This window comes from Lysobacter sp. SCRH-1R, assembly GCF_057747855.1.
The window spans coordinates 1,775,674-1,788,014 of sequence record NZ_CM173227.1; the positions used below are offsets into that span (position 1 = coordinate 1,775,674).

Consider the following 12,341-nt stretch of genomic DNA (forward strand, 5'->3'; position numbering starts at 1 on the left):
CTTCAGCGCAGGAAGTCTGCCAGCGCCCGCTCGAACACCGGATCGCCGCTGATCGTGTTGTGCCCGGCCTGCGGCAGGTCCACCACCTTCGGTGGCTTGCCGAACGCGGCGATCAGGCGGTTGGTGTTCGCCGGCGGCACCACCTGGTCGAGCGCGGCGCGCACGATCATCACCTCGCCTTCGTAGCCGCGCAGACGGTCGATGGAATCGAACCGGTCGCGCAGGATCCACCGTACCGGGAACATCGGGTAGTGCGCCTGCGCCACGGCCGTCAGGCTGTCGAACGGCGCGATGAGCACCAGTTGCGAAACCGCCCGCTGGCTGGCCACGTAACTGGCCACGCCGCTGCCCAGGCTGGAGCCGATCACCGCGATGGGTTCGTCCGGATGGCGCGCGCGCACGTCGTCGAACAGCGCCAGCGCATCGCCGAGCAGCATCGTCTCGGTGGGCTGGCCGCCGCTGGTGCCGTAGCCGCGATACGAAACCAGGTAGACCGCGCGATCGGGCAGCAGGCGGTCGAGCATTTCCCGCCGGTTGTGGACACTTTCGGCATTGCCGCCGAAGTAGATCACGGGCCGGCCTGCCTGCGGATGCAGCACCCAGCCATGCAGCTGCACGTCGCCGCGCGCCAGGGTGAAATCGGTCTGAGGCACGTCGATGCGCGTGCCTTCGGGCAGGTAGATCAGGTCGCGCTGCTTGGAGAACAGCCACGCGACCAGCCCGGCGTAGCCGAGCACCGGCAGCGCCGCCCAGCCCAGCAACTGGCGGCGCATCGCGCTCATCCTGCGTGCCGGCGTTGCGCCGCCTCGAACGCCGCCAGCTGTTCCGGCGTCGCCTCGCGCTGGTGCTGCGCCTTCCACTGCGCGAACGGCATGCCGTAGATGGCTTCGCGCGCCTCGTCCTTGGTCATCGTGATGCCGCGCTGCTCGGCGGCCTCCCGGTACCAGTCGGCCAGGCAGTTGCGGCAGAAGCCGGCGTTGATCATCAGGTCGATGTTCTGCACGTCCGGGCACTCCTGCAGCAGGTGCTGGAGCAGGCGCCGGAAGGCGGCGGCCTCGATCTGGGTGGTTTCGAAATCGGTGTCGGTCATGTGCGGTGTCGGGCGGTCCGGAGTGGGGGAGGCGGGGGCCAGGCGCGGCGGGCCGGCCTTCCGGGATGGCTTGAGCGATAATCCTCGGCCCGAATGTACTCCAGCCCACGGCATGACCGTCTCCACGACCCACGCACCGGCCCGCATCCTCGATGGCAAGCGCATCGCCGAAGACCTGCTCGACACGCTCAAGAGCCGCGTCGATGCGCGCGTCGCATCGGGCAAATCGCGCCCGGGGCTGGCGGTGGTGCTGGTCGGCAACGATCCGGCGTCCAGCGTCTACGTGAAGAACAAACGGCGTGCGGCGCAGAAAGTGGGCATCCGCGCGATCGACTACGACCTGCCGTCCGACACCGGCAACGACGAGCTGCTCGCGCTGATCGACGCGCTCAATGCCGATCCGGACGTGCACGGCATCCTGGTCCAGCTGCCGCTGCCGGATCGCCGCGACGCGACGGAGCTGATCCATCGCATCGACCCGCGCAAGGACGTGGACGGCTTCCATCCGGAGAATGTCGGCCACCTCGCGCTGCGCCAGTTCGGCCTGCGCCCGTGCACGCCGCGCGGCATCACCACGCTGCTGGCCTATACCGACCGCCCGGTGCGCGGGCAGAGCGCGACGATCGTCGGCGTCTCCAACCACGTCGGCCGCCCGATGGCGCTGGAACTGCTGATCGCCGGATGCACGGTCACCAGCTGCCACAAGTTCACGCCGCCCGAGGTCCTCGAAGCCTCGATCCGCAACGCCGACATCCTCGTGGTGGCGGTCGGCCGCCCGGGGCTGATCCCCGGTGAATGGGTGAAGCCGGGCGCGGTGGTGATCGACGTGGGCATCAACCGCCTCGACGACGGCCGTCTGGTGGGCGACGTCGGCTTCGACGCGGCCGCCCAGCGCGCCAGCTGGATCACGCCGGTCCCGGGCGGCGTCGGGCCGATGACGGTCGCCACGCTGATGCAGAACACGCTGGAAGCGGCGGAGGCGGCGGATTCGGGGCAGGGATGGCACGCGGTGAAGTAGCCCCGCAGCGCTGCTCGGTTAAGACGACCGGTTACGCTTTCGCTTCGTTGCCCCTCACCCCAACCCCTCTCCCGTAGGGAGAGGGGCTCAAAAAGCGAGGCAGCAGTGGCGAGCGAAGCCGGGCTTTTGCCCCAGCCCCTAAGTTAGGGGCGGTCGCGGCGGAGCCGCGAGGGGCGGGTGTGGAGCACGTGTGAAACGTGATTTGCGCAGCAAATCGCGTCAAGCGCGACCGGCAGCCTCAGTAGAACGACTCGTCCCGGCGCGAAGCAGGCGTGAGGGGCGCCAGACACGCTACAATGTCGCGCTTCATCCGCCTCCCGGCCCCCGCCCATGCTGCGCATCCAGGCTGAAGCACTGACCTACGACGACGTCTCGCTCGTCCCGGCCCATTCGACGGTCCTGCCCAAGGACGTCTCGCTCACGACCCGCCTCACCCGCGACCTGAACATCCGGCTGCCGATCCTTTCGGCCGCGATGGACACGGTCAGCGAAGCGCGCCTGGCCATCGCCATGGCCCAGCTCGGCGGCATCAGCATCATCCACAAGAACATGACGCTGCAAGCGCAGGCCGCGCACGTCGCGCAGGTCAAGAAGTTCGAGGCCGGCGTGATCAAGGAGCCCTTCACCGTCGGGCCCGACACGACGATCGGCGAAGTGCTCAAGCTCACCCGCGCGCGCAACATCTCCGGCGTGCCGGTGGTGGAAGGCGGCCAGCTGATGGGCATCGTCACCAGCCGCGACATGCGCTTCGAAAAGAAGCTCGACGATCCGGTCCGCCACATCATGACCAAGAAGGACCGCCTGGTGACGGTGCGCGAAGGCGCCACCGACGAGGAAGTCCTGAGCCTGCTGCACAAGCACCGCATCGAGAAGGTGCTGGTGGTCAACGACGGCTTCGAGCTGCGCGGCCTGATCACCGTGAAGGACATCCAGAAGAAGTCCGACAACCCCAACGCCGCCTACGACACCAGCGAACGCCTGCTGGTCGGCGCGGCCGTGGGTGTCGGCGGCGACACCGAGGCGCGCGTGGAAGCGCTCGCCGCGGCCGGCGTGGACGTGGTCGTGGTCGATACCGCGCACGGTCATTCGCAGGGCGTGCTCGATCGCGTCAACTGGGTGAAGAAGAACTTCCCGCAGCTGCAGGTCATCGGCGGCAACATCGTCACCGGCGATGCCGCGCTCGCGCTGATGGACCACGGCGCCGACGCGGTGAAGGTCGGCGTCGGCCCGGGCTCGATCTGCACCACGCGCATCGTCGCGGGCGTCGGCGTGCCGCAGGTCACCGCGGTGGCGATGGTCGCCGAGGCGCTGCAGGACCGCATCCCGCTGATCGCCGACGGCGGCATCCGCTATTCGGGCGACATCGGCAAGGCGATCGTCGCGGGCGCGTCGACGGTGATGATCGGCGGCCTGTTCGCCGGCACCGAGGAAGCGCCGGGCGAAGTCGAACTGTTCCAGGGCCGCAGCTACAAGAGCTACCGCGGCATGGGCTCGCTGGGCGCGATGGAGCAGGGGTCGAAGGACCGCTATTTCCAGGATGCATCGGACGCCGACAAGCTCGTGCCGGAAGGCATCGAAGGCCGCGTCCCGTATCGCGGCCCGCTGCGCAACGTCGTGCACCAGCTCGCCGGCGGCCTGCGTGCCACGATGGGCTACGTCGGCTGCGCGAGCATCGAGGACATGCGCAAGAAGCCGAGCTTCGTGCGCATCACCAATGCCGGCGCGCGCGAGAGCCACGTGCACGACGTGCAGATCACGAAGGAACCGCCGAATTATCGGGCCAGCTGACGCTGGCCCGACGTGATTCGTGATTCGGGATTGGTGATTCGAAAGAGCCGATCCCGGCACAGTCGCCGGGCTTCTCCTCGAATCACGAATCACCCATCACGAATCACGCCCGAATGACCAACATCCACAGCGACAAGATCCTCATCCTCGATTTCGGCGCGCAGTACACGCAGCTGATCGCCCGCCGCATCCGCGAGATCGGCGTGTACTGCGAAATCTGGGCGTGGGACCACGATCCGGCGGAGATCGCGGCGTTCGGCGCGAAGGGCATCATCCTGTCGGGCGGTCCGGAGTCGACGACGGAGGAAGGTGCACCCCGCGCCCCGCAGGAGGTGTTCGATTCGAACCTGCCGATCCTGGGCATCTGCTACGGCATGCAGACGCTCGCCGCGCAGCTGGGCGGCGCGACCGAAGCCGCCGACGCACGCGAATTCGGCCATGCTGAAGTCGAACTCGTCGCGCATGACGCGCTGCTGGGCGGGCTGACCGACCACGACGGCGAGCCGCGCATCGACGTGTGGATGAGCCACGGCGACCACGTCGCCAAGGCGCCGCCGGGTTGGACCGTCACCGCCGTGACCGACCGCATCCCGGTCGCCGCGATGGCGCGCGAGGACAAGCGCTGGTATGGCGTGCAGTTCCATCCGGAAGTCACGCACACCAAGCAAGGCCAGACGCTGCTGCGCCGCTTCGTCGCTGACATCTGCGGCTGCAGGACGCTGTGGACCGCGGCCAACATCATCGAGGACCAGATCGCGCGCGTGCGCGAGCAGGTCGGCTCGGACGAGGTGATCCTCGGCCTGTCCGGCGGCGTGGATTCCTCCGTTGTCGCCGCGCTGCTGCACAAGGCGATCGGCGAGCAGCTCACCTGCGTGTTCGTCGACACCGGCCTGCTGCGCTGGAACGAAGGCGACCAGGTGATGGCGATGTTCGCCGAGCACATGGGCGTGAAGGTCGTGCGCGTGAACGCCGCCGACCGCTACTTCAAGGCGCTGGCCGGCGTCGAGGATCCCGAAGCCAAGCGCAAGATCATCGGCAACCTGTTCGTCGAGATCTTCGACGAGGAGTCGGCCAAGCTCGCCAACGCGAAGTGGCTGGCGCAGGGCACGATCTACCCGGACGTGATCGAGTCGGCCGGCAGCAAGACCGGCAAGGCACACGTCATCAAGAGCCACCACAACGTCGGCGGCCTGCCGGAAGACATGAAGCTGCGCCTGGTCGAGCCGCTGCGCGAGCTGTTCAAGGACGAAGTGCGCCGCCTCGGCGTCGAACTCGGCCTGCCGCGCGCGATGGTCTACCGCCATCCGTTCCCCGGTCCGGGCCTGGGCGTGCGCATCCTCGGCGAAGTGAAGCGCGAATACGCCGAACTGCTGGCGCGTGCCGACCACATCTTCATCGACGAACTGCGCAAGGCCGACCTGTACGACCGCACGAGCCAGGCCTTCGCCGTGTTCCTGCCGGTGAAGTCGGTGGGCGTGGTCGGCGACGCGCGCGCCTACGAATGGGTGATCGCGCTGCGCGCGGTGGAAACCATCGACTTCATGACCGCGCACTGGGCGCACCTGCCGTACGATTTCCTCGGGCGCGTGTCGAACCGCATCATCAACGAGTTGCGCGGCGTGTCGCGCGTCGTGTATGACATCAGCGGGAAGCCGCCGGCCACGATCGAGTGGGAGTGAGCGGCTCCGATGTTAAAAGCCCCGCGTTTGCGGGGCTTTTTTATTGACGTTGGCGAAGGTCGAAGATTTGCGTCCTCCTGCAACCGGGATCGCTTCGGCGCCGTCAGTCTCGAACACGCATAGGCCTTTGTAGCCCGCGTAAGCGAAGCGCACCCGGGGAGCCGCCGAATCGCCAAGAGAATCGCAGTTCGCCGGTGCGACGCGCTGCGGCGCGTTCATCGCCACCGGGGCGGATTGCACAGTGGCGCGGTGCGCTCCGCTTGCCCGGGCTACAACGGCGTGTTCAGAACGAATCCGCCGGCACCCGCACCCAGCCTTCCATCAGCACGCGCGCGCTGCGGCTCATGATGGCTTTCGTCACGGTCCACTGTCCGTCGACGAGCTTCACCTGCGCGCCCACGCGCAACGTGCCGGACGGATGGCCGAAGCGCACCGCCTCGCGTTCGCCACCGCCTGCCGTGCGATTCACCAGCGTGCCGGGAATCGATGCCGCCGTGCCGATGGCGACCGCTGCCGTGCCCATCATCGCGTGATGCAGCTTGCCCATCGACATCGCGCGCGCGCGCAGATCGATGTCGCCGGCCGCCACCTGCTTGCCGCTCGACGCAACGTAGTCGGCCGCCGGCGCGACGAACGCGACCTTCGGCGTGTGCTGGCGGGTCTTCGCTTCGTCCAGGTGTTTGATCAGGCCCATGCGCAGGGCGCCGTGCGCGCGGATCTTCTCGAAGTTCGCCAGCGCGGTGGCGTCCTTGTTGATCGCGTCCTGCAGTTCGCTGCCGGTGTAACCCAGGTCCGCGGCGTCGAGGAAGATCGTGGGAATGCCGGCGGTGATCATCGTCGCCTTGAACGTGCCCACGCCGGGTACTTCCAGGTCGTCGACGAGATTGCCGGTGGGAAACATCGAGCCGCCCGCATCGCCGTCGTCCGACGGATCGAGGAATTCCAGCTGGATTTCCGCGGCGGGGAAGGTCACGCCGTCGAGTTCGAAATCGCCGGTTTCCTGCACCTGCCCGTTCGTCACCGGCACGTGCGCGATGATCGTCTTGCCGATGTTCGCCTGCCAGATGCGCACCGTGCACAGGCCGTCCTGCGGAATGCGATCGGCGTCGATCAGCCCGGCGGCGATCGCGAACGGACCGACCGCCGTGCTCAGGTTGCCGCAGTTGCCGCTCCAGTCGACGAAGGATTCCTCGATGGCCACCTGGCCGTAGAGGTAATCCACATCATGCCCTGGCACGGACGACTTCGAGATGATCACGCACTTGCTGGTGCTCGACGTCGCACCGCCCATGCCGTCGGTGTGCTTGCCGTACGGATCGGGCGAACCGATCACGCGCTGCAGCAGCGCATCGCGCGCCTTGCCGGGCACGCGCGCGGCTTCGGGCAGGTCGTCCAGGCGGAAGAACACGCCCTTGCTGGTGCCGCCGCGCATGTAGGTGGCGGGGATGCGGATCTGCGGTGCGTGGGTCATGGTCTATTCGTTCGTAGGTTGCTTTTCGATGCCATTCCGGCGAAGGCGGAAATCCAACTTGCCGACGCGTCACACTTTCCCCAGGTCATGACATGCCGGAGTGTTGGATCCACTTTGCAGCGATGACGCCAGTCATCACGCCCCGTCCGGAATCTCCGGCTCCACCAGCTTCGCCAGCATCTCCAGCGATTCCTGCCAGCCGAGGTAACAGAACTCGACCGGGATCGAATCCGGAATGCCCTTCTGCACGATGCTCACGTCGGTGCCGACCATGCCGGGCTTCAGCGTGACTTCCACTTCCATCGTGCCCGGGAGCTCTGGATTGTCGAACTGGTCGTCGTAGCGCAGCTTTTCGCCCGGGACCATCTCGCGGTATGTGCCGCCGAAGGAATGGCTGCCGCCGGTGCCGAAGTTGGTGAACGACATGCGGTAGCTGCCGCCGACACGCGCGTCCATCGAATGCACGTCGCCGGTGAAGCCATGCGGCGGAAGCCACTTGACCATCGCCGCGGGCGTGATGAAGGCACGGTAGATGCGCTCGGCGGGGGCGCGGATGACGCGGTGCAGGGTGACGGTGCCGGGCATGTCGCTACTCCTTGCGGGCTGGGAAGGGACGTTGCGAAAGCGGGCGCGCGACGGTCAGGCCGCGCGCGCCGACGATTCCAGGAAGTCCTGCGCGAAGCGCTGCAGCACGCCGCCGGCTTCGTAGATCGAGACTTCCTCGTCGCTGTCGAGGCGGCAAGTGACGGGCACTTCCACGCGCTCGCCATTGCGACGGTGGATGACAAGCGTGAGGTCCGCGCGCGGTTCGCGTTTGCCGGTGACGTCGAAGGTTTCGGTGCCGTCGATGCGCAGCACGGTGCGGTTGAAGCCGGGCTTGAACTCCAGCGGCAGCACGCCCATGCCGATGAGGTTCGTGCGGTGGATACGCTCGAACCCCTCGGCGACGATCGCCTCCACGCCCGCCAGGCGCACGCCCTTGGCGGCCCAGTCGCGCGAGGAGCCCTGGCCGTAGTCGGCGCCGGCGATGATGATCAGCGGCTGCTTGCGTTCCATGTAGGTTTCGATCGCTTCCCACATGCGCACGACCTGGCCGTCCGGTTCGATGCGCGCCAGCGATCCCTTCTTCACTTCGCCGTCGACCACGGCCATCTCGTTGACCAGCGTGGGATTTGCGAACGTCGCGCGCTGCGCGGTGAGGTGGTCGCCGCGATGCGTCGCGTACGAATTGAAGTCCTCTTCCGGCAGGCCCATTTTCGCCAGGTATTCGCCGGCGGCGCTGTTGCGCAGGATCGCGTTCGATGGCGACAGATGGTCGGTGGTGATGTTGTCGCCCAGCACCGCCAGTGGGCGCAGGCCGCGCAGCGTGCGCTCGCCGGCCAGCGCGCCCTCCCAGTAAGGCGGACGGCGGATGTAGGTGCTCTGCGGGCGCCAGTCGTACAGCGGGCTCACGCGCTCGCCATGTTCGACGCGGATGTTGAACATCGGCTCGTACACGCGGCGGAACTGCTCGGGCTTCACGCTCTGCGCGACGATCGCATCGATTTCGTCGTCGCTCGGCCAGATGTCCTTGAGCGTGACCGGCTTGCCGTCGGCGTCCGTGCCCAGCGCGTCGCGTTCGATATCGAAACGCACGGTGCCTGCGATGGCGTAGGCGACCACCAGCGGCGGCGAGGCGAGGAAGGCCTGCTTCGCGTACGGATGGATGCGCCCGTCGAAGTTGCGATTGCCCGACAGCACCGCCGTCGCGTACAGGTCGCGGTCGATGATTTCCTGCTGGATCGCCGGATCCAGCGCGCCCGACATGCCGTTGCACGTCGTGCATGCGAACGCGACGATGCCGAAGCCGAGCCGTTCGAGTTCCGGCAGCAGCTTCGCGTCTTCCAGGTACAGCTGCACGGCCTTCGAGCCCGGCGCGAGCGAGGTCTTCACCCACGGCTTGCGCGTGAGGCCGCGCGCGTTCGCGTTGCGCGCGAGCAGGCCGGCGGCGATCACGTTGCGCGGGTTGCTGGTGTTGGTGCAGCTGGTGATGGCGGCGATGATCACCGCGCCGTCGGGCATAAGGCCTTCGGCTTCCTGGGCGCGCGCGGCATCGAGGTTGCCGGCGATGCCGCGCTCGGTAAGGTCGGACGTCGGCAGGCGCTTGTGCGGATTCGACGGCCCGGCCATGTTGCGCACGACGCTCGACAGGTCAAACGTCAGCGTGCGCTCGTACTGCGCGTGCTTCAGGTCGTCGGCCCACAGTCCTGCGGTCTTCGCGTAGTTTTCCACCAGCTTCACCTGCGCGTCGTCGCGGCCGGTGAGTCGCAGGTACTCCAGCGTCTGGTCGTCGATGAAGAACATCGCCGCCGTCGCGCCGTACTCCGGCGCCATGTTCGAGATCGTCGCGCGATCGCCGAGCGTCAGGCTCGCGGCGCCTTCGCCACGGAATTCCAGGTACGCGCCGACGACCTTTTCCTTGCGCAGGAATTCGGTGAGCGCGAGCACGATGTCGGTCGCGGTGATGCCGGGCTGGCGCTTGCCGGTGAGTTCGACGCCGACGATGTCCGGCAGGCGCATCCACGACGCGCGGCCGAGCATGACGTTTTCGGCTTCAAGCCCGCCGACGCCGATCGCGATGACGCCCAGCGCATCGACGTGCGGCGTGTGACTGTCGGTGCCGACGCAGGTGTCGGGGAACGCGACGCCGCCTTGCGACTGGATGACCGGGGACATCTTCTCCAGATTGATCTGGTGCATGATCCCGTTGCCAGGCGGGATCACGTCGACGTTCTCGAATGCGCGCTTGGTCCACTCGATGAAGTGGAAGCGGTCTTCGTTGCGGCGATCCTCGATGGCGCGGTTCTTCGCGAACGCATCGGGGTCGTAGCCGCCGCATTCGACGGCGAGCGAATGGTCGACGATCAGCTGCACCGGCACGACCGGGTTCACCTTCGCCGGATCGCCGCCCTGGTCGGCGATGGCGTCGCGCAGGCCGGCCAGATCCACCAGCGCCGTCTGGCCGAGGATGTCGTGGCACACCACGCGCGCCGGGAACCACGGGAAGTCGAGGTCGCGGCGGCGCTCGATGAGCTGCTTCAGCGACGCGACCAGCGTGGTCGGATCGCAGCGACGCACCAGGTTTTCGGCCAGCACGCGCGAGGTGTAGGGCAGGCCGGCCCAGGCGCCGGGCGCGATGGCCTCGACCGCCTCGCGCGCGTCGAAATACTCCAGCGACGTGCCGGGCAGCGGTTTGCGATGTTGGGAGTTCATGGGCGTGGAATTCATGGACGAAGCGCGGTCCTGGTTTGGCGGGCGGCCGTGGCGCGGGGCCGTCGGTGGCTGGCTGTCCGCGCAGGCGCGGGGAACGTCAATTTTAGCGGTTCCAGGCGCGCGGCGGCTGATCGAATGGGGCGCAACGAGCGGGATTCGCGCCTGGAGCGTGGCGGGGGCGCGCGGGCTCGGGCATCCTGTCGCGATGGTTCAGGAAACGACGAATACCCGGCCCGCGGACGACGACGAGCGCTGGATGCGCCACGCGATGGCGCTGGCCGAACGCGCCGAGCGCGAGGACGACGAGATCCCGGTCGGCGCGGTGCTGGTGTCCGCCGACGGCGAGGTGCTGGGCGAGGGCTGGAATCGCAACATCACGCTGCGCGATCCGACCGCGCACGCGGAGATCGTCGCGATGCGCGAAGCCGGGCAGCGCGTGGGCAATCACCGCCTGCTCGGTTCGACCCTGTACGTGACGCTGGAGCCGTGCGCGATGTGCGCGATGGCGATGGTGCACGCGCGCGTGTCGCGGGTGGTGTACGGCGCACGCGATCCGAAGACCGGCGCGGCGGGAAGCGTGTTCGACCTGCTGGCCGATCCGCGCCACAACCACCGCGTGCAGGTCACAGGCGGTGTGCTGGGCGAGGAGTCTGGTGCGCGGTTGACGGCGTATTTCAGGCGCAAGCGGGGGAAGGTGACCCCCGCGTCGCCGCAAGGCTAGGCGTTTGTAGCCCGGGCAAGCGAAGCGCACCCGGGTTGGGCGCGACAGGTCCCGGGTGCGCTTCGCTTACCGGGGCTACAAGAGCGGTCACGCGCCATCGTCGCAGGCATCGCAAGCGCGCGTTGACTCTCCACCACCCTCACCCCAACCCCTCCCCGGAAGGAGAGGGGCTGAAAGCCTCACTCCCGCATTTCAAGCCTGTCCTTCGCGAGCTGCTCGTCCAGTTCCCGATCCAGCATCCGCAGCCCCAGCTTCGCCTCATGCCCGAGGCAAAGCGACGCCGCGAACATCAGCAGCACACCCACCACCGCAAGCCCGGTCGGCACCAGATCCAGCCGATAACCGAAGAACGCATCCACCGCGATGCCCAGGCTGGTGCCGACGAACGCGCTGATCGCGGCATACAGCATCCGCACCGACGCCAGCACCAGGTAGGAGCGGCGGCGATGGATCGCGATCCGCGCTTCCTGCTCCACGCGCGCCGGGCCCTGCGGCAGGCCGCGCAGCACCTCGATGTCCGCACGCATCCGGTCCACGACGCGCGCGAGCCGGTTGTTCGAGGAGATCAGCATGGAACTGGCGGCGGTCAGGAAGAACGCCGGGGTGATCATGGCCGAGACGACGGCGTAGTGCGAAGGATCGATCGCGACGGGCGAGGGCATGCGTGGCGTTTCCGTGAGCGCGGCGCGAAGCCGACGGGCGGGCTGGCTGTATGATGCGCCGGACCTCATTCCAGTGCGAGCGCATGGCGGCCGTCCCTTCACCGAACGACGAACACCTGATCTGGATCGACCTGGAAATGACCGGGCTGGACACCGATCGCGACTCCATCCTCGAGATCGCCACGGTGGTCACCGACAAGCAGCTCAACGTGTTGGCCGAAGGTCCGGAACTGGCGATCGCGCATCCGCTCGCGCGGCTGGAAGCGATGGACGAGTGGAACCGCAACCAGCACGGGCGTTCGGGCCTGTGGCAGCGCGTGCTCGACAGCAAGGTTTCACTGGCCGATGCCGAAACGCAGACGCTGGCGTTCCTGCAGCACTGGGTGCCGGCCGGCAAGTCGCCGATGTGCGGCAATTCGATCTGCCAGGACCGCCGCTTCCTGCATCGCCTGATGCCGCGGCTGGAGAGGCATTTCCACTACCGCAACCTCGACGTCAGCACCATCAAGGAACTCGCGCGCCGCTGGGCGCCGGACGTGCTCGCCGGCGTCAACAAGGACGCCCGCCACACCGCGCTCAGCGACGTGCGCGATTCCATCGCGGAACTGCGCCACTACCGCGGCTTCATGGGCCGCCTCGGCGGCGACCCGCTGCACTGAG

12 protein-coding genes are annotated in these 12,341 nt (G+C 67.8%); 5 read left to right on the forward strand and 7 right to left on the reverse strand.

Features of this window, described 5'->3' with window-relative positions; all coding sequences use genetic code 11:
* Window positions 1-2 precede the first annotated feature (2 nt).
* Together AC3ANK_RS08020 and AC3ANK_RS08025 are read right to left on the reverse strand one after the other, a co-directional pair.
* The gene (locus AC3ANK_RS08020) at window positions 3-773 is read right to left on the reverse strand and encodes an alpha/beta hydrolase (RefSeq protein WP_484172659.1); all 771 of its coding nucleotides are present in this window, start codon (window positions 771-773) and stop codon (window positions 3-5) included.
* 5 nt (window positions 774-778) lie between these two features.
* Window positions 779-1,090 (reverse strand): DUF1244 domain-containing protein, encoded by a 312-nt coding sequence (locus AC3ANK_RS08025; RefSeq protein WP_484172660.1) that lies wholly within the window; start codon window positions 1,088-1,090, stop codon window positions 779-781.
* A gap of 112 nt (window positions 1,091-1,202) precedes the next feature.
* Here AC3ANK_RS08025 and folD point away from each other — a divergent pair, with 112 nt between their 5' ends.
* The 3 genes from folD to guaA all read left to right on the forward strand — a co-directional run bounded on the left by folD (window position 1,203) and on the right by guaA (window position 5,575).
* Window positions 1,203-2,108: a bifunctional methylenetetrahydrofolate dehydrogenase/methenyltetrahydrofolate cyclohydrolase FolD gene (gene folD / locus AC3ANK_RS08030; protein ID WP_484172661.1), complete on the forward strand. Its 906-nt coding sequence runs from the start codon at window positions 1,203-1,205 to the stop codon at window positions 2,106-2,108.
* 330 nt (window positions 2,109-2,438) lie between these two features.
* A complete protein-coding gene (gene guaB, locus AC3ANK_RS08035; RefSeq protein WP_484172662.1) occupies window positions 2,439-3,896 on the forward strand; it encodes an IMP dehydrogenase in 1,458 nt (485 codons plus the stop codon).
* A gap of 113 nt (window positions 3,897-4,009) precedes the next feature.
* On the forward strand, window positions 4,010-5,575 hold the full coding sequence (guaA, locus tag AC3ANK_RS08040; RefSeq protein ID WP_484172663.1) for a glutamine-hydrolyzing GMP synthase: 1,566 nt from the start codon (window positions 4,010-4,012) through the stop codon (window positions 5,573-5,575).
* 12 nt (window positions 5,576-5,587) lie between these two features.
* Here the strand turns inward: guaA and AC3ANK_RS08045 are convergent, their stop codons facing one another.
* From AC3ANK_RS08045 to acnD, 4 genes are all read right to left on the reverse strand, one after another.
* Window positions 5,588-5,794 carry a hypothetical protein gene (locus tag AC3ANK_RS08045; RefSeq protein WP_484172664.1) on the reverse strand — a complete coding sequence of 69 codons (207 nt, stop codon included), beginning with the start codon at window positions 5,792-5,794 and terminating at the stop codon, window positions 5,588-5,590.
* A gap of 64 nt (window positions 5,795-5,858) precedes the next feature.
* Complete coding sequence (gene prpF / locus AC3ANK_RS08050) at window positions 5,859-7,046, reverse strand: 2-methylaconitate cis-trans isomerase PrpF (protein ID WP_484172665.1); 1,188 nt, start codon at window positions 7,044-7,046, stop codon at window positions 5,859-5,861.
* A 135-nt stretch (window positions 7,047-7,181) separates the two neighbouring features.
* Window positions 7,182-7,631, reverse strand: coding sequence for an SRPBCC family protein (locus AC3ANK_RS08055; protein ID WP_206858779.1), 450 nt, complete (start codon window positions 7,629-7,631; stop codon window positions 7,182-7,184).
* Window positions 7,632-7,685: 54 nt separating this feature from the next.
* Window positions 7,686-10,298 (reverse strand): Fe/S-dependent 2-methylisocitrate dehydratase AcnD, encoded by a 2,613-nt coding sequence (acnD, locus tag AC3ANK_RS08060; RefSeq protein WP_484172666.1) that lies wholly within the window; start codon window positions 10,296-10,298, stop codon window positions 7,686-7,688.
* 205 nt (window positions 10,299-10,503) lie between these two features.
* Between acnD and tadA the strand changes: the two genes are divergently transcribed.
* The gene (tadA, locus tag AC3ANK_RS08065) at window positions 10,504-11,019 is read left to right on the forward strand and encodes a tRNA adenosine(34) deaminase TadA (protein ID WP_484172859.1); all 516 of its coding nucleotides are present in this window, start codon (window positions 10,504-10,506) and stop codon (window positions 11,017-11,019) included.
* Between the two features lie 179 nt (window positions 11,020-11,198).
* On the opposite strand, the gene AC3ANK_RS08070 is transcribed toward tadA, so the two are convergent.
* Window positions 11,199-11,750: a DUF2721 domain-containing protein gene (locus AC3ANK_RS08070; RefSeq protein WP_484172667.1), complete on the reverse strand. Its 552-nt coding sequence runs from the start codon at window positions 11,748-11,750 to the stop codon at window positions 11,199-11,201.
* Between the two features lie 14 nt (window positions 11,751-11,764).
* Here AC3ANK_RS08070 and orn point away from each other — a divergent pair, with 14 nt between their 5' ends.
* Window positions 11,765-12,340, forward strand: coding sequence for an oligoribonuclease (gene orn, locus AC3ANK_RS08075; protein ID WP_484172668.1), 576 nt, complete (start codon window positions 11,765-11,767; stop codon window positions 12,338-12,340).
* Window position 12,341: the final 1 nt, after the last annotated feature.